This window comes from Comamonas avium, from assembly GCF_014836675.1.
Classification (GTDB): Bacteria; Pseudomonadota; Gammaproteobacteria; order Burkholderiales; family Burkholderiaceae_C; genus Comamonas; species Comamonas avium.
Window position 1 is genome coordinate 386341 of record NZ_JACSQK010000004.1, and the last position, 24636, is coordinate 410976.

The following is a 24636-nucleotide window of genomic DNA, read 5'->3' on the forward strand; positions in this document are numbered from 1 at the left end:
CTGCCTGCGCTTTGTACAAGGCGTTTTCAGATAGTTTTCTATCTAAAAACTAGCACTAACAAGCGCTGACAGCTTCTTTTTTAAAAGCACATACTGCCCAAGTGCCGCGTAGGATGCAAACACCCTCTGGGGGAAATCCACGGCGTGGGACAATCGACTCTATGCACGCATTGTTTGAAGATGCCGGTAAATTTTTGGCCGGCCGTATCCTGTCCGAGGCCGATGCCTCCTCCCAAATTGAGCTTGGTTCCGGCAAACGGGTCAAGGTCAAGGCCGCCAACATTCTGCTCAAGTTTGAAAAGCCCGAACCCGCAGCTCTGATGGAGCAAGCCGAAAGCGTGGCAGCCACGATTGAGCTGGACCTGGCCTGGGAGTTTGCGCCCGACGAAGAATTTGGCTTTGCCGACATTGCACGCGACTATTTCTCGGACAGTGCCCCGCTGACACAGCAAGCCGGCATGCTGTTTGCGCTCTACGGCGCGCCGCATTACTTTCGCCGTGCAGGCAAGGGCCGCTTCAAGAAAGCGCCTGCTGAAATCCTGCAGCAAGCGCTGGTGGCCATTGAAAAGAAGAAACAGCTGCAGGCGCAGATTGAAAGCTGGGCGCAAGAGCTGGTGGCAGGCACAACGCCCCAGGCCATTCGCGATGAGCTGTACAAAATTCTGTTCAAGCCCGACAAAAACGCGCCCGAATACAAGGCCGTGGTCGAGGCCAGCCGCAGCGCGCACAAAGCACCACTGGAGCTGCTGCAAGCCGCTGGTGCCATTGATTCGGCCTACCAGTTCCACTGGAAGCGCTTCCTGTTCGAGAACTTCCCCAAGGGCACGCGCTTCCCCGACGTGACTGCACCGCAGCCTCCGTCCGATTTGCCGCTGGCCGATGTGCAGGCCTACTCCATCGACGACTCCATGACCACGGAAATCGACGATGCACTGTCTGTACAAGGCCTGGGCAGTGGCACTGTCACGCTGGGCATTCACATTGCAGCGCCTGGTCTGGCCATTCAGCCCGGCTCTGACCTGGACAAGCTGGGCCGTGCTCGCCTGTCTACGGTCTACATGCCTGGCTACAAAATCACCATGCTGCCCGATGAAGTGGTGCAGATCTACACGCTGGACGAAGGCCGTGCCAATCCCGCCGTTTCGCTGTATGTGACCTACGACGAAGCCACGCTGGAAGTCAAAGACAAAGTCACCAAGCTCGAGCGCGTGCCCGTGGCGGTCAATTTCCGCCACGACAAGCTGGATCACATCGTCACCGAAGAATGGCTGGCCAACCCACAGCTGCAGGTACAAGACACTCCCGCCAATCTGCTGGAACGCCGCCAGGAGCTGATGTTCCTGCACCGTCTGGCCAAGCACCTCAAGGCGGGCCGCGAACAGGTGCGCGGCAAGCCCGAGAACTTCTCGCGCCCTGACTACACGTTCCGCCTGGAAGGCAATGACGGCGCAGAACCCCAGGGCAACGAGATTGTCAGCATCACCACGCGCAAGCGCGGTGCACCGCTGGACCTGATCGTGGCCGAGGCGGCGATTGTGGCCAACAGCACCTGGGGCAGCTGGATGGCTGAGATGGGCGTGCCCGGCATCTACCGCAGCCAGGCCAGCATGGCCCCCGGCGTCAAGGTGCGCATGTCGACCAAGGCGTTGCCCCATGCCGGTATCGGCGTCAAGAGCTACTCATGGGCCACCTCGCCCCTACGCCGTTATGTGGACTTGGTCAACCAGTGGCAAATCATTGCCTGCGCACGCCATGGCGCAACCGCAGCGCTGGCGGCTCCCTTCAAGCCCAAGGATGCCGAGTTGTTCGGCATCATCAGCAGCTTTGACGGTGCCTACAGTGCCTACAACGGTTACCAGGCCGGGATGGAACGTTTCTGGACGCTGAAGTATCTGGAGCAAAACGCCATCACCGAGATCGACGGCGCCGTCATCAAGGACAACGGCCCCAACGGGGTGCTGGTGCGCGCCGATACGCTGCCTCTGGTCATCAGCGTGGCCGGTGCCCAGGCACTGCCACGTGGAGCGCGTGTGCGTGTGAAATTGGGCGAGATTGACGAAATCACGCTCGATATTCACGGCACAGTGACCGAGAGGCTGGACGATCCCAACGATGACAGCGATGATGCGCCACTTGACGATGCCGCCGAGGACGATGATGCCGAAGCCGGCCCCATCGCCATTGCGGTGGATGTCAATGAAACCGACAGCCCCAGCGCCGATACCCCTGCACCGTGAAACTGCCCGCCGCGTTCCGCTCCATGTCCACGCTCACCCTCACTTTGGGGGTGTCGATAGCTATTCATGCCGTATTGCTGACCGTGCGCTTTGTCGCACCTGAGCAGTTCAACCGCGTTTTCCAAGACACCCCCTTGGAAGTGATTTTGGTGAATGCGCATACGCAGGAGCGACCGGAAAAAGCCCAGGCCATTGCCCAGGCGGCTTTGGCTGGCGGCGGGGATGCCGCACAGGGCCGGGCCACCAGCCCGATGCCTTATTCCGCGCTGACCGCCATTGGCGATGATTTTGAGGAGCGCCAAAAAAAGCTGGACAGCCTGCAGGAGCAGCAGGCCGTCATGCTCACGCAGGTGCGCAAGCAGCTGTCCAGCATGCCCCAGTTTGACCCGCGCGAGGCAGCCAACAAACAAGACCGCGAGCAGCAAGATGAAAAGCGCAAGCAGCTCATCAAGCTGCTGGCTGAGATTGAAAAGCGCATCAACGAAGAAAACGCGCGCCCCAAGAAACGCTACATCAGCCCGGCCACGCGCGAAGAGGTGTATGCCGTGTATTACGACGGTCTGCGCCGCAAGGTGGAAGACAAGGGCACCGAAAATTTCCCCGAGCATGCGGGTAAAAAACTGTATGGCGAGCTGGTCATGGTGCTGACCGTGAACCACGATGGCCGAGTGGTGGAAACCGAAATTGTGCAAGGCTCTGGCAACCGCCAGCTGGATACCCGTGCGCAGGCCATCGCCCGCGCAGCAGGACCGTTTGGCCACTTTGGCCCCGCCATGCGCGCCCGCGCCGATCAGATTGCCGTGGTTTCCCGCTTTAATTTCACCCGTGAGCAGACGCTGGAAACCAACGTCCGCTAAATCAGCCGCATTTTCTGCATTGCTGCGGCGCTTTTGCAGCCCTACCCTATGCCGTCTTCTATCCCCAGCACCGATTTGTACTGCGTCTTTGGCAACCCCGTGGCACACAGCCGATCGCCGTGGATCCATGCGCGCTTTGCACAGCTGACCCAGCAGCCCATCGTGTATGCGCGCCGTCTGGTGCCACTTAGTGGCTTTACCCAAGACCTGCAATGCCTGATCGATCAGGGCGGCAGAGGCTGCAACATCACGGTACCTTTCAAGCTCGATGCCGCGCAGGCCGCTCACAGCCGCAGCCCGCGCGTAGAGCTGGCTGGCGCAGCCAACACTCTGGTCATTGATGCGCAAGGCCGCATTCATGCGGACAACACCGATGGGCTGGGTCTGGTGGCCGACATCACCCGCAACGCTGGCGTAGCCATCACTGGCAAAGACATCTTGCTGATTGGCGCTGGTGGTGCCGCTGCCGGTGTGCTGGGGCCGCTGCTGGAGCAAAACCCGCGCAGCATCACCGTATGCAACCGCACGTTCAGCAAAGCCCAGGCTTTGGTCGATCAGCATGCTGATTTGGCCAAGACACAAAAAGTCGCGCTGCTTGCCCAGGAGCAGCAAGCGCTGCAAGGCGATTTCGACATCATCATCAACGCCACCGCTGCCAGCCTGCAAGGCGCAGGCATTCCTGTACCCGCCAGCGTATTGCGTGCAGGCAGTCTGGCCTACGACATGATGTACGGCCCCGCAGCCGCCGCTTTCCTGCAATGGGCACAGGCCCATGGCGCCGTAGGCCGCGACGGTCTGGGCATGCTGGTTGAACAAGCGGCGGAGTCTTTTGCACTGTGGCGTGGCGTACGCCCGCCCTCCAGCCAGGTATTGCAAGAACTGCGCGAAGTACTCGCGCAAGAAGCCCAGGCATGAAAGCCTTTGGCCGCTGGCTGGCCATTGTTCTGTGTGCCTTGCTGGCGCTGCAGGCGTTCTTTGTCGCGCGCATTGCCCTGGCCGTCTGGTGGGACCCCCAATCCACCACTTTTCAGCGCTCAGAGATGTGGCGCATCTGGCACCAGTCGGCCCAGCATCGCCCCTGGCAGCAGCAATGGGTGGACTACGCCCAGATCTCCCCCCATCTCAAGCGCGCCGTGCTCACGTCTGAAGACGATGGTTTCATGGACCACGACGGTGTGCAGTGGGATGCCATTGAGCGCGCCTGGGAGCGCAACCAAAAAGCGCTGGAACGCGCACAAACCCGGCCCAATGCCAAACCCGTGGTGATCTATGGCGGCTCCACCATCACACAGCAACTGGCAAAAAACCTGCTGCTCTCTGGTGAACGCAGCTTTTTGCGCAAAGGCCAGGAGCTGCTGCTGGCGCACACGCTGGAGCTGTTCTTGAGCAAGCAGCGTATTTTGGAGATTTACCTGAACAACGTCGAATGGGGCCAAGGCATTTTTGGTGCAGAAGCGGCGGCACGCTTTTACTTTCGCAAAAGTGCGGCGCAACTGACGGCACCCGAAGCAGCCCGTCTGGCTGTCATGCTGCCGCGCCCACGCTATTACGAGCAAAACCCCAATTCACGCTACCTGCATGCGCGCACCAGCACCATCTTGCGCCGCATGGGTGGCACGGCGTTGCCGTGATGGCACGCGTATCATGCAGGCACGTTGCACCTGCTTGCACCAGCGAACATCGCCTTCAAGACTTCAACCCCAAGCGCTGACAGCTCACTTTATTCATGCGAATTCTTGGCATTGACCCCGGCCTGCAAACCACAGGCTTTGGCGTAATTGAACGCGATGGCCAGCACCTGCGCTACGTGGCCAGCGGCACCATCCGCACCACACGCACCGAAGGGGTGGAGCTGGGCAATCTGCCTGCACGTCTGAAGATTTTGTTCGAAGGCATCAATGAAGTCGTAGAGCGCTATCAGCCCGAAACGGCTGTCATTGAAATCGTGTTTGTCAACGTGAACCCGCAATCCACGCTGCTGCTCGGCCAAGCCCGCGGCGCAGCGCTGACGGCCCTGGTCACCAACAATTTGCCCGTGGCCGAATACACGGCGCTGCAAATGAAAAAGGCCATCACCGGCCATGGCCGTGCAGCCAAGTCGCAAATTCAAGAAATGGTCAAACGCATGCTGCAGCTGCCCGGTCTGCCTGGCACCGACGCGGCAGATGCCCTGGGCCTGGCCATTACGCACGCCCACGCGGGTGCCATGCTGCACAAGCTGGGCCAGGAATCCACCCTGAACCGCAAGCAGCACGCCATGCTCAAGGGCGGCCGGGCCTATTAAGCAGCCCTGCGCCACCAAGAAAAAACGACCCGCGCGGGTCGTTTTTTGTGAAGAAATATCTATAAATAATAGCTACCTTCGCTTGTGCACCATACATTTCAGGTACAAATGCACCTGAAAACGTTTATACACCTGCGTTAACAGCTCTTATTTTTAACGTACGCCATTGATAAGCAACTGGGCAATCACACCCGAAGCAATGGCCACCAGCATGTAATCACCGCCATAGCGCACCCAGTGGTATCCACGTGGTGGCTGGTGCAGGCGGTGTCTGCGCCAATCGTTAACCACATAGCGTGAGCCACGATAGTGGGGCGGAATGCGCGAACCCTGCACCCAGTTGTACTGCGGCCCAGCACCCCGGTAGTAATGCGCCACCGGCGGTGGAGGCGGGCGGTGCCCATGGTGCATACGCGGGCCGGGGCGATGCCCGTGCTGCCAACCCGGGTGCTGCCCGTGCTTAGGTCCTTGAGCATGCGGTGGTGGCCCATGGTGGCGTGGCCCGCCGTATGGCTGAGCGTGTGCCAGCGTGCTGGTAGCCAAAGTCAAAAATGCTGCGACAGCGACGGCAAAAGTCAAACGATGGAGTTGCATGACGCGCCCTTTCTTCGAAAAAGACTGCAGCCACAAGGGCTGTTACAGGCTCCATCATGCGAGTGAAAACAAGAAGACGATGCTGCCAAAACGCGGCTTTACCGAACTTTGCGCAGCCCTGAGCAGGCTTTGCAAGCGCTTTACAGATGCAAAAACCTGCACCGCTGCGGCTTTTGGATCAGCGTCCCTACACCACCATGAAACGAGACAGGCCCAGCACGGCAAAAAATGCCAATCCAGCAATCACCGCCCATTTCAAAATGACGAGGCCCCAGCGGCGGTAATACACCCTGCCTGTGCCCAGATAAAAGACAAAGCACAGCGCAGAACTGATCAACAAAGCAAAAAGCAGCCAGCGAAAAATCAACATGGCTGCTTTATACCGTGATTCAACGGGTGAATCACTACCAGGCCAGCGTTGTCTGCGTAAAACCTGCAGGTGCCTTGCGCTCACTGTCGAAAGTGACAAATTCCCAATTGGCACCATCGGCCAGCACAGCCCTGATCAACTGGTTGTTCATGCCATGGCCTGAGCGAAAAGCGCTGTAAGCACCCAAGATGGGGTGGCCAATCACGTACAGGTCCCCGATGGCATCCAGAATTTTGTGTTTGACAAACTCATCGTCATATCGCAAACCGTCACTGTTCAGGACCTTGTAGTCATCCATCACGATGGCGTTGTCCAGACCACCCCCCAAGGCCAGTCCGTTGGTGCGAAGCATCTCTACATCGCGCGTAAAGCCAAAGGTACGGGCACGCGCGATATCGCGCATGTAGCTGCCTTCGCCCATATCGAACTCAAACGACTGCCCGGTGGAATCCACCGCAGGGTGCGAGAAATCGATCTCAAACTTGAGTTTGAAGCCGTGGTAAGGATCAAAGCGCGCCCATTTCAGGTTGGCACCTTCACCTTCCCGCACTTCGACGGGCTGCTTGATGCGGATGAACTTTTTAGCGGCATTTTGAAGCTCGATGCCCGCGCTTTGCAGCAGAAAAACGAACGATGAGGAGGAACCATCCAAAATTGGAACTTCCTCAGCCGTGATATCGATGTACAGGTTGTCAATGCCAAGGCCGCACAGAGCCGACATCAGATGCTCAATGGTGTGCACCTTGGTGCTGCCTACGCCAATGGTCGAGGCCATGCGGGTATCCACCACAGCCTGGGCCGTGATCGGAATATCCACCGGCTCGGGCAAGTCGACCCGACGGAACACAATGCCCGTGTCAGGCTGCGCCGGGCGCAGCGTCATCTCGACGCGCTGGCCGCTGTGCAGGCCCATACCGACGGCACGGGTAATAGTCTTGATCGTACGTTGCTGAAGCATGTTGCAATTTTACTGGGCGAGGGGCTTTGGGTGCCCTTTTAAGGATATGGATTTATCTATAACGCCCATTGATGTACTTTGTTGACTTCATCGAGACCGCCACCGCAGCAGACATAAAAAAACCGAGCCAAACTGGCTCGGTTTTTTGTGACAGAACGCAGTCGCCTTAGTCAGCTTGCTTGCGCAGAAACGCTGGAATTTCCAGGTCATCCATACCACCCGAAGACAGCGCATCCACACGCGCAGCTGCCTGAGTACGGTTGGTGCGCCACACGCTGGGCACGCTCACGTCGCCGTAGCCTCCGCCCATGCCACCGCTGGCAGCGCCCACCGAAGGTGCGGCACCACTTGCGTTACCCATAGCGACACCGCCCATGGCTGCCGTGGTCGCCCCTGCATATGCAAAGTTACCATCGGTACCTGTGCGCAAGCCGCCTTGCACCACCGACATGGCCTGGCGACGCGCCAAAGGACGCGACAGGCCTGTGGCCACCACGGTCACGCGGATGTCATCGCCCAGCGAGTCGTCATACGCAGCGCCGTAAATCACATGGGCCTCTTGCGAAGCATAGGCATTGATGGTGGACATGGCCAAACGAGATTCGGCCAGCTTCAGGCTGCCCTTGGCTGCGGTCACCAGCACCAGTACGCCCTTGGCACCCGACAAATCGATACCTTCCAGCAATGGGCAGGCCACCGCTTGCTCGGCAGCAATGCGTGCACGGTCAGGGCCTGAAGCACGGGCCGTACCCATCATGGCCTTGCCTGGCTCGCCCATCACGGTGCGCACGTCTTCAAAGTCGACGTTCACGTGGCCGTATTCGTTGATGATTTCAGCAATACCGCCCACGGCGTTCTTGAGCACATCGTTGGCCTGCGCGAAAGCTTCTTCCTGGGTGATGTCATCGCCCAGCACTTCCAGCAGCTTTTCGTTGAGCACCACGATCAGTGAGTCGACGTTGGCTTCCAGCTCGGTCAAGCCACCATCTGCATTGGTCATGCGACGGCCACCTTCCCATTCGAAAGGCTTGGTCACGACACCCACAGTCAGAATGCCCATTTCCTTGGCCACACGTGCAATCACAGGTGCAGCACCCGTACCTGTGCCGCCGCCCATGCCGGCAGTAATGAACAGCATGTGCGCGCCTTCAATGGCTGCACGAATGTCATCCACAGCCGCTTCTGCTGCTTCACGGCCCTTGTCAGGCTTGCTTCCTGCGCCCAGGCCGCTCAAGCCCAACTGAATGGTGCGATGTGCATTGCTGCGAATCAATGCTTGAGCGTCTGTGTTGGCGCTGACGAATTCAACGCCCTGCACATTGCTCGCAATCATGTGTTCAACGGCGTTGCTGCCGCCGCCGCCAACACCGATCACCTTGATCTGTGTGCCCTGATTGAATGTTTCGGCTTCGATCATTTCGATGGTCATGATGGTGCTCCTGGAGATTTTTTAAATAGGTTCGCTTGTGCCGTATTGGTGGCTTCTCTTCGGTGTCGAAAATCAGTGGGGGGACCCGTGATGCGCATGCGTCGAGAGTTCATGGTTAGAAGTTTCCCACAATGAAGTCTTTAAATCGACCAAAAGCCGTCTTCACAGACCCACTCTTTTGTGCCACCTTGAAACCGCGCAATCTTCCTTGTCGCGCTTCTTCCAACAAACCCATGACCGTGGCAGAGCGAGGCTGGGCCACCATATCGGCCAGTGCACTCGCATATTTCGGCACGCCCCGGCGTACAGGCTTGAGGAAAATGTCCTCACCCAACTCGACCATCCCTGGCATCACTGCACTGCCACCGGTCAGCACGATGCCCGAAGAGAGCACCTCTTCGTAGCCCGACTCACGGATGACTTGCTGTACCAACGAGAAAATTTCTTCGACACGCGGCTCAATCACACCTGCCAGCGCCTGCTTGCTGATCATGCGCGGCGCACGGTCACCCAGACCAGGCACTTCCACCTGACTGTCTGGGTCTGCCAGCATTTGCTTGGCGTAGCCGCTTTCCACCTTGATGTCTTCGGCATCCTTGGTCGGCGTGCGCAGTGCCATTGCAATATCACTGGTGATCAAATCACCGGCAATGGGAATGACGGCTGTATGGCGGATTGCACCGCCGGTGAAAATTGCCACATCGGTCGTGCCCGCGCCAATATCCACCAAAGCAACGCCCAGATCGCGTTCGTCATCGGTCAACACGGCTTGGCTGGCTGCCAAGGGATTGAGCAGCAGCTGCTCCACCTCCAGGCCACAGCGGCGCACACATTTGATGATGTTTTCCGCAGCGCTTTGCGCGCCCGTGACGATGTGCACCTTCGCTTCCAAGCGGATGCCGCTCATTCCCACGGGCTCTTTGACATCTTGGCCGTCAATCACAAACTCTTGCGGCTCAACCAGCAGCAAGCGCTGGTCCGAGGAAATGCTCACCGCCTTGGCGGTCTCAATCACACGCGCCACATCCGTGGGCGTGACTTCCTTGTCCTTGATGGCCACCATGCCACTTTGGTTCAAGCCGCGAATGTGGCTTCCGGTGATGCCGGTATACACGCGCTGAATCTTGCAATCGGCCATCAGCTCGGCTTCTTTGAGCGCCTGCTGAATGCTTTGCACAGTCGCCTCAATGTTCACCACCACACCACGCTTTAAGCCATTGCTTGGTGCAACGCCAAGACCTGCCAGCTTGAGCTCGCCGCTGGGCATGACTTCGGCGACCACGGCCATGACCTTGGCGGTGCCAATGTCCAAACCGACGACGACGTCTTTGTACTCTCTTGCCATATCAGTGCCTGCCCTCAGTAGGTCGTGTTTTTTTACTGTCCTGTTGCTGCCGCGCTGCGAGGCGCTTGGCCATCTCCAGCGCTTTCTCGCGCGACACCGTGGTCACGCCGCGCAGTCTCAAGGCATAGCCGTCTGGATAGCGCAAATCGGCATACTCCAAAGCATCGGCCGTCCGTTGGTACTGCTGTGCAATTTGCGGCAGTGTGCGTACAAAACGTTGAATACGCTGCAGCACTTCCTGCTCTTTTCCACCACCGAGCTCAATGCTGGCACCGTTTTCCAGCTGCACCAGCCAGCTGCCACGGTCTCGCAGTACCAGCGCATCAATCGGAGTGCTCATGTCTTCAAAGGCTGGCTCCAGGGCGTAGTACATGCGCAATACATCCACTGCCGAGCCCTCAGGACCAGAAAGACGAGGCAAGCCTTCACGCTCCACCTCGCCTACATTTGCCTCAAAGACTTCACCCATGGTGTTCACCATGGCGGTGCCTGTATCCGGGCCCCAATATGCCTGCGCCTCATGCTCACGCAAAATCACTCGCAGACCATTGGGGTACTCACGGCGCACCTCCGCCTCTCTCACCCAGGGCACTTGTTCGAAGGCCTTGCGCGCATCTTTCAAATCCACAGTGAAAAAATTGCCTGTGAGGTGCGGAGCCACATTCGCGCGCAGCGTGACGGCATTGTTATGGACCAGTTCACCCTCCACCACAATGCGCGCAATCGAGAAAGCGGGGTGGCGCAAAGCCCACCAGCTCACCACCGCCAGCAACAAGACAGCCACACCCGCGAACATGGCCGTTGCGGTCACATTCATGAGTTTGACGTCAAATGGTGCTGACATGGAGTAGCTCATCAGATTGCCGGCTCCTGCGGTGAAGTGTTATCCAGCGCAGCTGCTGCCAGGATCGTCAGGCACAGCTGCTCGTAGCTCATCGCCTGCGCACGCGCAGCCATCGGTACCAGCGAGTGGCTGGTCATGCCCGGAGATGTATTGATTTCCAGCAAGAAGGGCTGGCGATCGCTCTTGCGGATCATCACGTCGGCACGGCCCCAGCCACGGCAGCCCAAGGTGCGAAACGCTTTTTCCACAATCTGCTGAATGCACACTTCTTCATCTGCAGGCAGACCACTGGGGCAGTGGTACTGCGTGGTGTCAGTGAAGTACTTGTTCTGGTAATCGTAGTTGCCGCCGGGTGCCTCAATACGGATCACGGGCAAGGCCGCAGCACCGGAGCCAGAGCCCAAGACAGCGCACGTGGTCTCATCGCCGGCAATAAATTGCTCGCACAGCACTTCTTCGTCGTACTGGGCTGCCAAGGCATAGGCTTGAGCGCACTGACCGGCATCCGTCACCTTGGTCAGGCCCATGCTGGAGCCATCACGTGCGGGCTTGACGATCATGGGTGCGCCCAAGGCGGCAAACGCCTGACTGGTTTCTTGTGCGCTACCGACCATGCGCCAATCGGGCGTAGGCAAGCCTTCAAAACGCCAGATGCGCTTGGTCATGACCTTGTCCATGGCAATGCTCGACGCCATCACCCCAGAGCCGGTGTAAGGAATACCCAGCAACTCCAAAGCGCCCTGCACCGTACCGTCTTCACCGAAACGACCATGCAAAGCGATAAAGCAGCGGTCAAAACCCTGCTTTTTCAATGCATCAAGACTTTGCTGCGCAGGGTCAAATGCATGTGCATCTACACCTTGAGAGCGCAAGGCATCCAGAACACCCTGGCCTGACATGAGGGAGACCTCACGTTCGGACGAGCGCCCGCCCATCAGTACGGCAACCTTGCCCAGGGCGTGCACATCTATATTTTTCATATTCATGCTCATCACGCAGACCCTTTCTGCGCTTGTAGCTCTTTTTTCTCTAGCATTTCAACCAGTTGCGACGGCACAGCGCCGATCGATCCCGCCCCCATACAAAGCACCACATCACCTGACTGCGCATTGTCCGCAATTACTTGCGGTAAATCACCAATTTTCTCAATAAAAATTGGTTCAACTCGGCCTGCCACACGCACAGCACGCGCCAGTGCACGGCCATCTGCAGCAACCACTGGTGTTTCTCCTGCGGCATACACTTCGTTGAGCAAGACAACATCCGCGTCGCCCAAAACCTTTACAAAGTCTTCAAAGCAATCGCGTGTACGGGTGTAGCGGTGGGGTTGAAAAGCCAGCACTAGGCGATGCCCCGGGAAAGCGCCCCGTGCAGCAGCCAAAGTGGCTGCCATCTCTACAGGGTGGTGGCCATAGTCATCAATCACGGTGAAAGTGCCGCCTTGCTTGCATGGCAAATTGCCGTAGCTCTGAAAGCGCCGCCCCACACCCTTGAAACCTTCCAGGGCACGCAGCAAGGCGTCGTCGGCAATTTCCAGCTCCATGGCGATTGCGACAGCAGCCAGCGCATTCAGGACGTTGTGCTCGCCCGCCAAACTCAGGCGGACATCCAGCTCAGGATAGGTGTGGCCGTTTTGTCGCAGCACCTTAAAGCACATTTGCCCATGCTCAGCGCGCACGTCAACAGCACGCACCTGCACATCCTCAGCAAAGCCATAGGTGGTCACTGGACGGGCCAGCGTCGGCAAGATATCGCGCACAGCCGGGCTTTCGGCGCACACGATGGCACGGCCATAGAAAGGCATGCGGTGCAGGAAATCGACGAATGCCTGCTTGAGCCTGCCGAAATCGTGACCGTAAGTCTCCATGTGGTCAGCATCAATGTTCGTGATCACCGCCATCACTGGCAGCAAATTCAGGAACGACGCATCGGACTCGTCGGCTTCCACCACGATGTAGTCGCCTTGCCCCAGCTTGGCATTGGCACCCGCACTATTGAGCTTGCCGCCAATCACAAACGTGGGGTCCAGCCCGGCCTCAGCCAGCACACTGGTCACCAGGCTGGTTGTCGTGGTCTTGCCGTGTGCACCGGCAATGGCAATGCCTTGCTTGAAGCGCATCAGCTCCGCCAGCATCAAAGCACGGGGGACAACGGGAATTTTGCGTGCGCGCGCTTGCAGCACTTCGGGGTTGTCTGCCTGCACTGCCGTCGAAGTCACCACCACATCCGCCGCTTGCACATGCGCTGCGTCGTGGCCCACAAAGGTGTGGATGCCCAGCGCCTGCAAACGCTGCAAGGTGGCACTCTGCGCTAAATCTGAGCCGGAGACGGCATAGCCGAGGTTGTGTAAAACCTCAGCAATACCACTCATCCCGGAGCCGCCCAGGCCCACAAAGTGGATGTTTTGAATGGCGTGTTTCATGCGGCGAGCTCCTCGCACGCGGCAACCACTTCACGGGTTGCATAAATCTTCTGCATCGTTTTCGCTTTAAGAGCAACGTTCAAGAGCGTTGAACGCTGCATATTCTGTAGCATTTTTGCTAGTTTTTGTGCATTCAATGCATCTTGTTGCATTAACCACCCACCACCAGCGTCCACGATGAAGCGGGCATTGGCGGTCTGGTGGTCATCCACCGCATGGGGAAACGGCACATAAATGGCCGCCGCACCAATGGCTGCAATCTCCGTGACGGTGCTGGCCCCCGCACGGCAGATCACCAAATCTGCCTCTGCAAAGGCTTGCGCGGTATCTTCAATGAACGGCGTCAGCTCTGCCTGCACACCGGCTGCGGCATAGTTGGCACGCAGCGCTTCAATTTGTTTGGCCCCGCTTTGGTGAACGACTTCAGGACGCTCTTCGGCTGGCAACAAGGCCAGAGCCTGAGGCACGATGTCATTCAATGCCTTGGCACCCAAACTGCCGCCCACTACCAATACTTTGAGCGGACCGGTGCGTCCTTCAAAACGCACCGCTGGGTCAGCCTGCTGCAAAAATGCGGGGCGCAAGGGATTGCCCACCCACTGGGCTTTGGCCAGCGCATGGGGAAATGCTTCAAACACACGGTCAGCCACGCTGGCCAGCACCTTGTTGGCAGTTCCGGCCACAGAGTTTTGCTCGTGCAAGACCAGTTTCTTGCCTGCCAGCACGCCCATCATTGCACCCGGAAAAGTGATGTACCCACCAAAACCGACCAGCACATCAGGCTGAACCCGGCGCACCACAGCCAGTGCCTGCCAAAAGGCTCGCAGCAATCGCAATGGCAGCAATGCCAAAGTCTTCAGCCCCTTGCCACGGACACCGGAGAACTCAATCGTTTCCAGTTCAAAACCCTGCACGGGCACCAAGCGCGACTCCATGCTGCCCGGGGCGCCCAGCCAGTGCACGCGCCAACCTTGCTCACGCAATGCTTGTGCCACGGCCAAGCCCGGGAAGATGTGCCCCCCCGTGCCGCCCGCCATGATCAAAGCAACTTTTTCTTTCATGACTTTCTCATCCTCGGACTGAGGAGCTTGTTCTCGTAATCAATTCGCAAAACCACCGCAATCGCGATCAAATTCATCAAGATTGCTGATCCCCCAAAACTCATCAGCGGCAAGGTCAGCCCCTTGGTAGGCAAAGCCCCCAGGTTCACACCCATGTTGATAAAAGCCTGGAAACCAAACCACAGCGCCACGCCTTGTGCAACCAGGCCTGAGAACACACGGTCCAGCGCGATGGCTTCGCGGCCAATCTCGGTGATACGTCGGGCGATCCAGACAAACGCAATGATCAAGATGAGGATGCCGACAAAGCCGAACTCCTCACCAATGACAGACAGCAGGAAGTCGGTATGCGCCTCTGGCAGCCAGTGCAGTTTTTCCACACTGCGCCCCAGACCCACGCCAAACAGCTCTCCGCGGCCGATGGCAATCAAGGCATGCGAGAGCTGGTAGCCCTTGCCCAGGGCGTGGTCGACAGAAAATGGATCCAGATAGGCAAAGATGCGCTCACGCCGCCATGGTGAAAACGCGATCATCATCACGAAGGCCCCCACCACCAGCGCAGCCATCAGGAAGAACATGCGCGCATTCACCCCGCCCAGAAACAAGATGCCCATGGATATCACGACGATCACCATGAAAGCGCCCATATCAGGCTCGGCCAGCAGCAACACCCCGACAAAGAACACGGCAGCAGCCATGGGCAGCACGGCTCGGAAAAAGCGCTCTTTCACGTCCATGCGCCGCACCATGTAGTCCGCCGCATACACCAGCACAGCAAACTTGGCCAGCTCTGACGGTTGAAAATTCATGATGCCCAGTGGCAACCAGCGCCGGGCACCATTGACCACCAGACCCACGCCGGGCACCAGCACCATCACCAGCAAGAACAGCGCCAGCAAAAACATGGGGATAGCCAGGCGCTCCCAGGTTTTCATCGACACCTGAAACGCCAGCAGTGCAGCCACAAAGCCCACGCCCAGCGCCATCGCATGGCGCAGCAAAAAGTGATAGGGCTCAATTTTGCCGAAACGCGGGTTGTCCGGCATCGCAATCGATGCGGAATACACCATCACCAGCCCCCAGGCCAGCAAGGCAATCACGACCCAGATCAAAGCCTGGTCCAGACCCAAGGCCGTGGCCGGCAAAGCACGGGTATTGCGATATTCCGTGCCCCCAACACGCACAGGCAAGACGTCGACCGGCTTGTCCGCAGCACCGCGGAACCAGCCTTGCAGACGATCGCGTACATGGGTCAGCGTATTCATCCGCCGTAGCCCTCCAGCACCTGGCCGGCTTCGTCGGCCAGTTCTTGTACCGCAGCCACAAAGGCCTGTGCGCGGTGGGCATAGTCACGGTACATGTCCATGCTGGCGCAGGCAGGTGACATGAGCACCGCATCGCCTGCCTTGGCATGGGCCGCCGCCGATTGCACGGCCTGGTCCATGTCGATGGCGTCCAGCAGCGGCACGCCTGTCTCTTGCAGCGCTTGCTTGATCAAAGGCGCATCACGGCCAATCAAGACCACGGCACGCACATAGCGCGAGACCGGAGAGGCCAAAGGCCCAAAGTCCTGGCCCTTACCCAGACCACCCAAAATCAAAACAATGCGGCGATCGGCCCCCAGCCCCGTCAGAGCGGCGACCGTGGCACCCACATTGGTGCCCTTGCTGTCGTCAAAATACTCCACGCCATGCACCATGCCAATGGGCTCAACGCGGTGGGGCTCACCCCGGTATTCACGCAAACCGTAAAGCATGGGTGCCAACGATGCCCCAGCCGCTTGCGCCAGCGCCAGTGCTGCCAAGGCATTGGTTGCGTTGTGGCGGCCACGAATGCGCAGCGCATCGGCGGGAAGTAGCCGCTGCATGACCAATTCTTCTTGCGGATCGCGTGCGCGGCGGCCGGCGTTGTCCACATCCATGGCGCGCACCAGCCAGGCCATGCCTGCCACCATCTCGATGCCAAAGTCACCAGGATTGCGCGGCATGTCAGCCCCGAACGTCAGGTGGGCACGCAGTTGAGGCTTTTGCAGCTTGACCTTGACGGGCGGCGGCAGCATGTCCATGACGACAGGGTCTTCGCGGTTGAGCACCATCAACCCGCTTTGGCCAAAAATGCGTGCCTTGGCTGCTGCGTAGCCAGCCAGACTGCCGTGCCAGTCCAAATGGTCCTGCGTGATGTTGAGCACCACAGCTGCGGTGGGCTCGAAACCTTGCACGCCATCGAGCTGAAAGCTGGACAGCTCCAGCACCCAGACCTGGGGCAAATGCTCCGCATCAATGCGGGCACTCAAGGTATCGAGCAACGTAGGGCCAATGTTGCCCGCCACGGCGGCGTGCATGCCGGCGTGCTCCAGCAGCTTGCCTGTGAGCGAAGTGACCGTGGTCTTGCCATTGGTACCCGTAATGGCCAGCACTTTGGGCTGGTAGCCGTGCGCTGTGTTCAGCCCTTGCAAGGCTGCGGCAAACAAATCCAGCTCACCGCCCACTGGCAGCCCAATGGCGCGCGCCGCATCGACGACGGGGGCGATGGTGTCGGGCGTCAGGCCGGGAGAGCGATAGACCGAGGTCAGATTCTGGCCATCGACCAAAGCGCGGCTGAGCGGACCGCCGACAAACCGCGCCTCAGGCAATTGAGTGCGCAGCAGCTCCAGCTGGGGCGGTGCTTCGCGTGTATCGGCCACCGTCACCTGTGCGCCCGCACGTGTGCACCAGCGCGCCATGGAAATGCCCGATGCGCCCAGACCCAAAATCAAGACATGCTGACCTTGCAGGTGCTGCGCCTGGCCCAGCGGCCACTGCGCAGGCACGGGGGGGCAATCTACAGCGGGCACATCGTCTACAGGCTGCGCCGTCGTGACTTCGGCATCGCCTGCATCAGACATGCTGGGGTCCGTAAAAATTTGCGCCACAAAGGCGGCTGCATCTTTGGCGGCAGTCAGTGAAGCCACATCCGGCACAGGCTCTGCCCACGCAGGCGTCACCCCCACCTCAACTTCAGGAGCTATCAGCGCTTGTCCATCTTGCGTTTCAGATACATTTATATCTAAAACCTTTGACTCATCTACGCTGATAGCTCCTAAATTTTCATTGACAACCACGGCCTCTGCCACTGCATCGGTGGTGGTCGATGTGGTGTGTGGCATATCCTGTGGATAGTCTTGGGCGTGCATGGTGCTTACCTCAGCTTCAGCGTTGTGAGGCCAATCAGGCACAGCAGCATGGTGATGATCCAGAAACGAATCACGACCTGCGTCTCTTTCCAGCCGCTCTTTTCAAAGTGGTGGTGCAGCGGTGCCATCTTGAGCAAGCGGCGGCCTTCGCCGTAGCGCTTTTTGGTGTACTTGAACCACACCACCTGCAGCATCACCGAGACGGCTTCGGCCACAAAAATGCCGCCCATGATGGCCAGCACAATCTCCTGGCGCACGATCACGGCAATGGTGCCCAGCGCAGCGCCCAGGGCCAGCGCGCCCACGTCACCCATGAATATCTGGGCCGGATGTGCGTTGAACCACAGGAAAGCCAGACCTGCGCCCGCCATGGCACCGCAAAAGATCATCAGCTCGCCCGTGCCGGGAATGCTGGGAAAGTGCAGGTATTTGGCGTAATTGGCGTTGCCTGTCACGTAAGCAAAAATGCCCAGTGCAGTGCCCACCATGATCACGGGCATGATGGCCAGACCATCCAGACCATCGGTCAGGTTGACCGCATTGCTGGCACCGACAATGACCAGATAGGTCAAGATCACAAAGCCCAGCACACCCAGTGGGTAGCTGATCTCCTTGAAGAAAGGCACTTGCAGCCCAGCCTGTGGCGGCAAATCCATCGAAAAGCCCGACTGCACCCACGTGACGAGCAGTTCAAACGAGCGGCTGTTGGAGTTTTCAGACACGCTGAAAACCAGGGCGATGGCTGCAATCAAGCCAATCACCGATTGCCAGAAATACTTCTCGCGCGAGCGCATGCCTTCCGGGTCTTTGTTGACCACCTTGCGCCAGTCATCCACCCAGCCAATCGCACCAAAGCCCAGCGTCACGATCAGCACAATCCAGACAAAGCGGTTGCTCAGGTCAAACCACAGCAAGGTCGAAACGGAGATGGCAAACAAAATCAGCACGCCCCCCATGGTGGGTGTGCCGCTTTTAACCAAATGGGTCTGCATGGCGTAGCTGCGCACGGGCTGCCCCATCTTCAGCGCGGTCAGCATGCGAATGGCTTTGGGGCCTACCCATAAACCAATGCCCAAAGCGGTCACCGCAGCCATGACCGCACGGAACGTGATGTACTGCACCACGCGCAAAAAACTGAAATCAGGCGACAAAGTCTGCAGCCACTCGGCCAAGATCAGCAGCATGTTGCGCCCTCCTTGCAAGCGCTTTCCAGCGCTTGCACCACTTGTTCCATCTTCATACTTCTCGAACCCTTGACCAGCACGCTGCCGGTCTGCCCCATACGGGCCTGCACCGCAGCAATCAGCGCGGCCATATCTTCAAAATGCGCAGCTCCATCACCAAATGCTGCAACTGCTTGCTTCATTTGAGGACCTAACGCGAGGAAACTTTCAATCCCAGCTTGCTGGGCACATGCGCCGGCTTCTGCATGAAAAGCAGGTCCCTGGTCACCCACCTCACCCATATCACCGAGCACCAGCAAACGCGGAGCGGGTAGCTCGGCCAGCACGGCAATGGCTGCCTGAACCGAGTCTGGATTGGCGTTATAGGTGTCGTCCACCACATCCACACGGCGGCCGGCACACACCACCGATGTCGAGCGAGAACGCCCCTTGACCGGCAAGAAAGCACTCAGCCCTTGGGCAATAGCAGCCAAAGGCACACCTGCTGCCAAGGCACAGGCCGTGGCCGCCAAGGCATTGCGCACGTTATGACGGCCTGCAATATGCAGCGCGCAGTCAAAGTTGCCTTGCGGTGTTTGCACCTGCACCTGCCATGCGCTGTGGGCCCAGTTGGCAGACAGCGCCGTAACATCCGCCGCGGCACCTCCAAAGGTCACCACCTTGCACGAGCCAGCCAGCTCACGCCACAAGGGCGTGAACGCATCATCAGCCGGCAATACCGCCGTGCCATCGGCTGGCAGATGCGCAAAGACGCTGGCGTTCTCTTCGGCCACGGCCTGCACGGTGTGCATGAACTCCTGGTGCTCACGCTGGGCGTTGTTCACCAGCGCCACGGTTGGTTGTGCCACACGTGCCAGCTCAGTGATTTCGCCGGGATGGTTCATGCCCAGCTCCACCACCCCAAGGCGGTGCGCTGCAGTCATGCGAAACAGAGTCAAAGGCACGCCAATGGCATTGTTGAAATTGCCTTGCGTGGCCAATGCGGCATCGCCCGCCTGTGCGGACAAAATGCTGGCGATCATCTGGGTCACCGTGGTCTTGCCATTGCTGCCAGTCACTGCAATCAAGGGCAGCTGAAACTGGCTGCGCCAGCCTGCAGCCAAGGCACCCAGTGCTACCGTGGTATCTGGCACTTCAATACCCTCAAGGCCCAGAGCCTCTAGGCCGCCATGCGCAATCACCGCTGTCGCAGCGCCTTGCGCCTTCACCTGAGGCAAGAAGTCATGGGCATCCATGCGTTCGCCCTTGAGCGCCACAAACAAATCACCAGCCTGAAGCGTTCGGCTGTCGGTATGCACACGCAGCAAAGGCGTTGTGGCACACCCCACCAGCCGCGCTTGCGGTTGGAAGGTGCGAATCCACACCAGCGCCTGTTGCAAAGTCATCATCACTTGTTCTGTCCTTCTCGCTGGGCCAAAGCCGCACGGGCTTTTTCCATGTCCGAAAACGGGTGTTTCACACCCATGATTTCCTGGTAATCCTCGTGGCCCTTGCCCGCCAGCAGCACTACGTCGCGGGCATCCGCCTTTGCAATCGCCTGCGCGATCGCCTGGCTGCGATCCACCTGCACATGCACGCCCTGCAGCTGCATGCCAGCAGTAATCTGGCCAACGATAGATTCGGGTTGCTCGCCACGCGGGTTGTCACTGGTGACCCACACCACACCTGCCTGACGCTGGGCCGCCTGCCCCATCAATGGCCGCTTGGTGGCATCGCGATTGCCACCACAACCAAACACGCAGTGCAGCTTGCCGCCACGCACTTGGGCCACCGGCTGCAAACCTTTGAGGGCTTGCTCCAAGGCGTCTGGCGTGTGGGCATAGTCCACCACCACCAGAGGCTGGTTTTGCAGCGCAATTTGCTGCATCCGCCCGGGCACAGGCTCTAGATCGCCGCAGATAGCCACCGCATCAGCCAGCGCAATACCCAGCGTACGCAACGTGGCCAGCACACCCAGCATATTGCTGACGTTGTACTGGCCGATCAGGCCGGTCTCCATCACATACGTTTGTGTGCCTTCTTGCACGTCAAACGCCAGACCACGCAAACCGTGGCGCACATTCAAGGCCCGCAGGCGGGCAGCGCCGTCGACTGCCACCGTCCAGACATCCAACTGGCCAGCAGCCTGCAGCTGCAGCGCTAAAGTCTGGCCGTAGCCATCATCGACATTGATCACCGCAGCCTTCAGCCCTGGCCACGCAAACAGCTTGGCCTTGGCCTGCCAGTAGGCATCCATGCTGCCGTGGTAGTCCAGGTGATCTTGGGTGAAGTTGGTAAAAATAGCGGTGTGAACGTCGACCCCGTCCAAGCGATGCTCTTCAATGCCAATCGAAGACGCTTCCATGGCACAAGCCGCCAGGCCTTGCTGTACATAGCTGGCCAGCGCATATTGCAGGCGCACTGGGTCAGGGGTGGTCATTCCTGTCACCACCAGATCGGGCGGCACACCGATGCCCAGCGTGCCCACCATGGCACACCCGTGGCGCACCCCGCTTTGGTACTGCGCCAAAGCATGGGCCAGCCACCATGCTGTCGTTGTCTTGCCGTTGGTGCCTGTCACTGCCAGCACTTGCAGTGCCTTGGAAGGCAGGCCATACCACTGCGCAGCAATTTCAGCCGTTGCCGCCTTCAGACCTTGGTAGCTAGCCACCGGGCCATCCAGCTCAAAGGCATGGATGCCTTCATGCTCGACCAGGCAGGCAACAGCGCCGCGCTCAATCGCAGATGCCACGTGTTGCCGGCCATCCGTCACGCCGCCAGGCCAGGCAATAAAACCATCGCCTGGCTGCACTTGCCGGCTGTCTGTTTGCAGCTGACCGGTCACTCGGGCACGCAACCAGGCCACAGCCTGCTGCACGTCATTCAAAAATGCGGGCGCTCGGCTCATAGCGACTCCTCCACAGGATTCGCAACGATTTGAGGCTGCACCGCCATGTCAGGAGCCACACCCAAGAGGCGCAGACTTTGCTGCACAACCGTACTGAAGACGGGCGCCGCCACCGTACCGCCGTAGTAGGTGCCATTGCTGGGCTCATCGACCATCACAGCCACAATCACACGGGGGTTTTCAATAGGTGCCATGCCCGTGAACCAGGCCCGGTACTTGCCTGCAGCATAGTTTTTACCCACTTGTTTGCGGGCAGTACCCGATTTTCCACCCACGGAATACCCCACAGTCTGGGCACGCTGACCGGTGCCGCCTGGGCCTGTGGCCAGTGCCAGCATCTTGCGCACCTGCTCTGCGGTACGTTCAGAGAACACAGGTACGCCCACCGGAGGCCTGTCCAGCTTCAGCATGGTGGCCGGAATCACTTTTCCACCATTCGAGAACACCGTGTATGAGCGTGTCATCTGCAGCAAGCTGGCAGACAGGCCGTAGCCATAGGACATGGTGGCCTGCTCAACAGGACGCCAGGTTTTATAGGCGCGCAAACGTCCACTTGCAGCCCCGGGGAATGCAATTTGCGGTTTTTGTCCAAAGCCGACGGCAGAGAATGTCTCCCACATTTCTTTTGCCGTTAACTGCTGCGAAATCTTGGTGGTTCCCACATTGCTGGACTTTTGAATCACACCTTCCACCGTCAGCAATCCATAATTTTTAGTGTCTGAAATGGTGGAACCCGTAACGTTGATGCGCCCGGGAGAAGTATCAATCTGCGTAGTTGGGCGAACCTTGCCACTTTCCAAAGCAATCCCGACGGTGATGGGTTTGATGGTGGAGCCTGGCTCAAACACATCCGTAATGGCGCGATTGCGCAGTTGCTCGCCCGTTAACCGCTTGCGGTTTGACGGGTTAAAGCTGGGGTAGTTGGCCAGCGCCAGCAACTCGCCCGTTTTGGCATCCATCACCACCACAGTGCCTCCCAGGGCCTTGTGCGCAATCACCTGATCCTTGAGCTTTTGATAGGCGAAAAACTGAATTTTGCTGTCAATAGACAATTGAATATCTCGGCCGTCAATGGGCGGAATTTCTTCTCCTACCCCCTCAACGACACGCCCCATCCGGTCCTTGATGACCCGGCGTGAGCCAATCTTTCCAGCCAGATCTTTTTCAAAGGCCAGCTCCATGCCTTCTTGGCCTTTGTCCTCGACATTGGTGAAGCCCACAATGTGCGCCGCAGCCTCGCCTTCAGGGTATTGGCGCTTGTATTCACGGGATTGATAAACCCCCTTGATACCCATCGCCTTGATTTTCTGCCCCACTTCCCAATCCAGCTGACGCTTGACCCAGACAAAGCTTTTGTCTTCCTCCAGCTTTTTCTTGAGCTGGTCCAAAGGCATATCCATCAACTTGGCCAGTTGCGGCAGCTTGGCCAGATCCTCTGGCGTATTCTTTTCAACGTCCTCAGGGATCGCCCAAATACTGGCTGCAGGCACGCTGGAAGCCAGAATCAAACCATTGCGATCGAGAATTCGGCCCCGGTTGGCCGAAAGCTCCAGCGTGCGTGCAAAACGCACTTCCCCCTGCCTCAAGAAGAAGTCGTTATCAATCACCTGCACCCAGGCAGCACGGCCTGCCAGACCCGTGAATGCAAACACGACGCAGGCCATGACAAACTTGCTGCGCCAGGCTGGCGTTTTGCTCGCAAGCAAGGGGCTGGAGGTGTAATTCACGCTGCGCCTCACTGTGCGCCTCCTGCTTGCTGCGAATCACGCACATAGTGCGTTATCGCCGGTGATGCGCCTTGCAGACCTTGCGCAACCGCCAGTGCCTCAATGCGGGCAGGAGTTGACTGCGCCCGCAGCTCTACCTGCAGACGCTGGTACTCTGTTTCCAGATTGCGGGACTCATTGGTGGCGCGGTGCAGCTCGGTGAACAGGCGGCGCGATTCGTACTGGGTTTGCACCAGATACAACGCACTGAGCATGACGGCGACCAGCAGCAAGAAGTTCAGGCGAAGCATGGCCCTCTCCTTGCGTGATGCAGCCGTGAGGGGGCTGTCATGCAGGCACCTCTGTACGCTGCGCCACACGCATTACGGCGCTGCGTGAACGGGGATTGCCTTCAACCTCTGCTTTACTGGGCTTGATACGCTCCAGCGCTTTCAAGCGCATGGGCTTGGGTACCGCAAATGGAGTGCGGCGGTCGAACACCTCTTTGGAGTGTTCCGCAATAAATTGCTTGACGATGCGGTCTTCCAGCGAATGAAAGCTGATGACCACCAACCGCCCGCCAGGCTTGAGTACGCGCAAGCTGGCAAGCAGCGCCTCTTCCAGCTCCACCAGCTCAGCATTGATAAAAATACGCAGCGCTTGAAAGGTGCGTGTGGCGGGGTTCTGGCCGTCACGCGTCTTCACCACCTTAGCCACCAGATCGGCCAAGTCGGTCGTGGTTTGCAAAGGGCCATGGGCCTCACGGTGCGCAACGATCGCTTTGGCAACCGGGTATGCAAGGCGCTCTTCACCGTAGTCACGAATGACATCGGTAATTTGCTGCACCTCTGCTTCGGCCAGCCATTGGGCCACGCTTTGGCCACGCGTAGTGTCCATGCGCATGTCCAGCGGACCTTCGAAACGAAAGCTGAAGCCACGGTCTGCCTGGTCAATCTGCGGCGAGCTCACACCCAAGTCCATCAAGATACCGTCGGCACTGGCTTCTGGCAGCTCGCCGATATTGCGAAAACCTTCATGGCGGATAGAAAAACGGGCGTCTTCAATACGCCCGGCTTCTGCAATTGCCAATGGGTCTTTATCGAAGGCTATAAGCCGCCCCTGCGGGCTGAGCCGGGACAAAATCAAACGCGAGTGGCCGCCACGGCCAAAGGTGCCATCCACATAGCAGCCACTGGTCGCAGACGGCGAATCCCCCAGCAAGGCGTCCACGGCCTCGTTGAGTAAAACAGTTATGTGTTGGAGGGGCTGGTTCAACGCTCGCCCTT

22 protein-coding genes are annotated in these 24636 nt (G+C 58.8%); 5 read left to right on the forward strand and 17 right to left on the reverse strand.

Features of this window, described 5'->3' with window-relative positions; translation table 11 throughout:
* The first annotated feature begins 161 nt into the window (after positions 1 to 161).
* The 5 genes from H9646_RS09550 (at position 162) to ruvC (ending at position 5378) form a co-directional block, all read left to right on the forward strand.
* On the forward strand, positions 162 to 2237 hold the full coding sequence (locus tag H9646_RS09550) for an RNB domain-containing ribonuclease (RefSeq protein ID WP_191723131.1): 2076 nt from the start codon (positions 162 to 164) through the stop codon (positions 2235 to 2237).
* Complete coding sequence (locus H9646_RS09555) at positions 2234 to 3094, forward strand: energy transducer TonB (protein ID WP_191723132.1); 861 nt, start codon at positions 2234 to 2236, stop codon at positions 3092 to 3094. The genes H9646_RS09550 and H9646_RS09555 overlap by 4 nt, the downstream gene beginning before the upstream one ends.
* A gap of 48 nt (positions 3095 to 3142) precedes the next feature.
* Positions 3143 to 4009: a shikimate dehydrogenase gene (gene aroE, locus H9646_RS09560; RefSeq protein WP_191723133.1), complete on the forward strand. Its 867-nt coding sequence runs from the start codon at positions 3143 to 3145 to the stop codon at positions 4007 to 4009.
* Complete coding sequence (gene mtgA / locus H9646_RS09565; RefSeq protein ID WP_191723134.1) at positions 4006 to 4725, forward strand: monofunctional biosynthetic peptidoglycan transglycosylase; 720 nt, start codon at positions 4006 to 4008, stop codon at positions 4723 to 4725. Before aroE ends, mtgA begins: the two co-directional genes overlap by 4 nt.
* 95 nt (positions 4726 to 4820) lie before the next feature.
* Positions 4821 to 5378, forward strand: coding sequence for a crossover junction endodeoxyribonuclease RuvC (gene ruvC, locus H9646_RS09570; protein ID WP_191723135.1), 558 nt, complete (start codon positions 4821 to 4823; stop codon positions 5376 to 5378).
* Positions 5379 to 5531: 153 nt separating this feature from the next.
* On the opposite strand, the gene H9646_RS18420 is transcribed toward ruvC, so the two are convergent.
* The 17 genes from H9646_RS18420 to rsmH form a co-directional block, all read right to left on the reverse strand.
* Positions 5532 to 5972 (reverse strand): RcnB family protein, encoded by a 441-nt coding sequence (locus H9646_RS18420; RefSeq protein ID WP_225214081.1) that lies wholly within the window; start codon positions 5970 to 5972, stop codon positions 5532 to 5534.
* A 187-nt stretch (positions 5973 to 6159) separates the two neighbouring features.
* Complete coding sequence (locus H9646_RS09580; RefSeq protein ID WP_191723136.1) at positions 6160 to 6342, reverse strand: hypothetical protein; 183 nt, start codon at positions 6340 to 6342, stop codon at positions 6160 to 6162.
* Positions 6343 to 6376: 34 nt separating this feature from the next.
* Positions 6377 to 7300, reverse strand: coding sequence for a UDP-3-O-acyl-N-acetylglucosamine deacetylase (gene lpxC / locus H9646_RS09585; protein WP_191723137.1), 924 nt, complete (start codon positions 7298 to 7300; stop codon positions 6377 to 6379).
* A gap of 166 nt (positions 7301 to 7466) precedes the next feature.
* Positions 7467 to 8729 carry a cell division protein FtsZ gene (gene ftsZ, locus H9646_RS09590; protein WP_191723138.1) on the reverse strand — a complete coding sequence of 421 codons (1263 nt, stop codon included), beginning with the start codon at positions 8727 to 8729 and terminating at the stop codon, positions 7467 to 7469.
* A 115-nt stretch (positions 8730 to 8844) separates the two neighbouring features.
* The gene (ftsA, locus tag H9646_RS09595; RefSeq protein WP_191723139.1) at positions 8845 to 10074 is read right to left on the reverse strand and encodes a cell division protein FtsA; all 1230 of its coding nucleotides are present in this window, start codon (positions 10072 to 10074) and stop codon (positions 8845 to 8847) included.
* A gap of 1 nt (position 10075) precedes the next feature.
* Positions 10076 to 10930 carry a cell division protein FtsQ/DivIB gene (locus tag H9646_RS09600; RefSeq protein WP_191723140.1) on the reverse strand — a complete coding sequence of 285 codons (855 nt, stop codon included), beginning with the start codon at positions 10928 to 10930 and terminating at the stop codon, positions 10076 to 10078.
* Positions 10930 to 11910 (reverse strand): D-alanine--D-alanine ligase, encoded by a 981-nt coding sequence (locus H9646_RS09605; protein WP_191723141.1) that lies wholly within the window; start codon positions 11908 to 11910, stop codon positions 10930 to 10932. Before H9646_RS09605 ends, H9646_RS09600 begins: the two co-directional genes overlap by 1 nt.
* Complete coding sequence (gene murC / locus H9646_RS09610; protein WP_191723142.1) at positions 11910 to 13340, reverse strand: UDP-N-acetylmuramate--L-alanine ligase; 1431 nt, start codon at positions 13338 to 13340, stop codon at positions 11910 to 11912. The genes H9646_RS09605 and murC overlap by 1 nt, the downstream gene beginning before the upstream one ends.
* Positions 13337 to 14401 carry an undecaprenyldiphospho-muramoylpentapeptide beta-N-acetylglucosaminyltransferase gene (gene murG, locus H9646_RS09615; RefSeq protein WP_191723143.1) on the reverse strand — a complete coding sequence of 355 codons (1065 nt, stop codon included), beginning with the start codon at positions 14399 to 14401 and terminating at the stop codon, positions 13337 to 13339. The genes murC and murG overlap by 4 nt, the downstream gene beginning before the upstream one ends.
* On the reverse strand, positions 14398 to 15666 hold the full coding sequence (ftsW, locus tag H9646_RS09620; protein ID WP_191723144.1) for a putative lipid II flippase FtsW: 1269 nt from the start codon (positions 15664 to 15666) through the stop codon (positions 14398 to 14400). Before ftsW ends, murG begins: the two co-directional genes overlap by 4 nt.
* Positions 15663 to 17573 (reverse strand): UDP-N-acetylmuramoyl-L-alanine--D-glutamate ligase, encoded by a 1911-nt coding sequence (gene murD / locus H9646_RS09625; RefSeq protein ID WP_225214082.1) that lies wholly within the window; start codon positions 17571 to 17573, stop codon positions 15663 to 15665. Before murD ends, ftsW begins: the two co-directional genes overlap by 4 nt.
* Positions 17574 to 17578: 5 nt before the next feature.
* On the reverse strand, positions 17579 to 18757 hold the full coding sequence (gene mraY, locus H9646_RS09630) for a phospho-N-acetylmuramoyl-pentapeptide-transferase (RefSeq protein ID WP_191723145.1): 1179 nt from the start codon (positions 18755 to 18757) through the stop codon (positions 17579 to 17581).
* Positions 18748 to 20145, reverse strand: a complete 1398-nt coding sequence (locus H9646_RS09635) for a UDP-N-acetylmuramoyl-tripeptide--D-alanyl-D-alanine ligase (protein ID WP_191723146.1) — start codon at positions 20143 to 20145, stop codon at positions 18748 to 18750. Before H9646_RS09635 ends, mraY begins: the two co-directional genes overlap by 10 nt.
* Positions 20145 to 21644 carry a UDP-N-acetylmuramoyl-L-alanyl-D-glutamate--2,6-diaminopimelate ligase gene (locus H9646_RS09640; RefSeq protein ID WP_191723147.1) on the reverse strand — a complete coding sequence of 500 codons (1500 nt, stop codon included), beginning with the start codon at positions 21642 to 21644 and terminating at the stop codon, positions 20145 to 20147. Before H9646_RS09640 ends, H9646_RS09635 begins: the two co-directional genes overlap by 1 nt.
* Positions 21641 to 23383: a peptidoglycan D,D-transpeptidase FtsI family protein gene (locus H9646_RS09645; RefSeq protein WP_191723148.1), complete on the reverse strand. Its 1743-nt coding sequence runs from the start codon at positions 23381 to 23383 to the stop codon at positions 21641 to 21643. Before H9646_RS09645 ends, H9646_RS09640 begins: the two co-directional genes overlap by 4 nt.
* A complete protein-coding gene (ftsL, locus tag H9646_RS09650) occupies positions 23380 to 23661 on the reverse strand; it encodes a cell division protein FtsL (protein ID WP_191723149.1) in 282 nt (93 codons plus the stop codon). Before ftsL ends, H9646_RS09645 begins: the two co-directional genes overlap by 4 nt.
* A gap of 37 nt (positions 23662 to 23698) precedes the next feature.
* Complete coding sequence (gene rsmH / locus H9646_RS09655; RefSeq protein ID WP_191723150.1) at positions 23699 to 24625, reverse strand: 16S rRNA (cytosine(1402)-N(4))-methyltransferase RsmH; 927 nt, start codon at positions 24623 to 24625, stop codon at positions 23699 to 23701.
* Positions 24626 to 24636 lie beyond the last annotated feature (11 nt).

What these genes read in the sequence shown, in the direction of transcription:
- H9646_RS09550 (WP_191723131.1), top strand. Translation starts at nt 162, where the DNA reads ATGCACGCATTGTTTGAAGATGCCGGTAAATTTTTGGCCGGCCGTATC.
- aroE (WP_191723133.1), top strand. Translation starts at nt 3,143, where the DNA reads ATGCCGTCTTCTATCCCCAGCACCGATTTGTACTGCGTCTTTGGCAAC.
- mtgA (WP_191723134.1), top strand. Translation starts at nt 4,006, where the DNA reads ATGAAAGCCTTTGGCCGCTGGCTGGCCATTGTTCTGTGTGCCTTGCTG.
- ruvC (WP_191723135.1), top strand. Translation starts at nt 4,821, where the DNA reads ATGCGAATTCTTGGCATTGACCCCGGCCTGCAAACCACAGGCTTTGGC.
- H9646_RS18420 (WP_225214081.1), bottom strand. Translation starts at nt 5,972, where the DNA reads ATGCAACTCCATCGTTTGACTTTTGCCGTCGCTGTCGCAGCATTTTTG.
- H9646_RS09580 (WP_191723136.1), bottom strand. Translation starts at nt 6,342, where the DNA reads ATGTTGATTTTTCGCTGGCTGCTTTTTGCTTTGTTGATCAGTTCTGCG.
- lpxC (WP_191723137.1), bottom strand. Translation starts at nt 7,300, where the DNA reads ATGCTTCAGCAACGTACGATCAAGACTATTACCCGTGCCGTCGGTATG.
- ftsZ (WP_191723138.1), bottom strand. Translation starts at nt 8,729, where the DNA reads ATGACCATCGAAATGATCGAAGCCGAAACATTCAATCAGGGCACACAG.
- ftsA (WP_191723139.1), bottom strand. Translation starts at nt 10,074, where the DNA reads ATGGCAAGAGAGTACAAAGACGTCGTCGTCGGTTTGGACATTGGCACC.
- H9646_RS09600 (WP_191723140.1), bottom strand. Translation starts at nt 10,930, where the DNA reads ATGAGCTACTCCATGTCAGCACCATTTGACGTCAAACTCATGAATGTG.
- H9646_RS09605 (WP_191723141.1), bottom strand. Translation starts at nt 11,910, where the DNA reads ATGAGCATGAATATGAAAAATATAGATGTGCACGCCCTGGGCAAGGTT.
- murC (WP_191723142.1), bottom strand. Translation starts at nt 13,340, where the DNA reads ATGAAACACGCCATTCAAAACATCCACTTTGTGGGCCTGGGCGGCTCC.
- murG (WP_191723143.1), bottom strand. Translation starts at nt 14,401, where the DNA reads ATGAAAGAAAAAGTTGCTTTGATCATGGCGGGCGGCACGGGGGGGCAC.
- ftsW (WP_191723144.1), bottom strand. Translation starts at nt 15,666, where the DNA reads ATGAATACGCTGACCCATGTACGCGATCGTCTGCAAGGCTGGTTCCGC.
- murD (WP_225214082.1), bottom strand. Translation starts at nt 17,573, where the DNA reads ATGCACGCCCAAGACTATCCACAGGATATGCCACACACCACATCGACC.
- mraY (WP_191723145.1), bottom strand. Translation starts at nt 18,757, where the DNA reads ATGCTGCTGATCTTGGCCGAGTGGCTGCAGACTTTGTCGCCTGATTTC.
- H9646_RS09635 (WP_191723146.1), bottom strand. Translation starts at nt 20,145, where the DNA reads ATGATGACTTTGCAACAGGCGCTGGTGTGGATTCGCACCTTCCAACCG.
- H9646_RS09640 (WP_191723147.1), bottom strand. Translation starts at nt 21,644, where the DNA reads ATGAGCCGAGCGCCCGCATTTTTGAATGACGTGCAGCAGGCTGTGGCC.
- ftsL (WP_191723149.1), bottom strand. Translation starts at nt 23,661, where the DNA reads ATGCTTCGCCTGAACTTCTTGCTGCTGGTCGCCGTCATGCTCAGTGCG.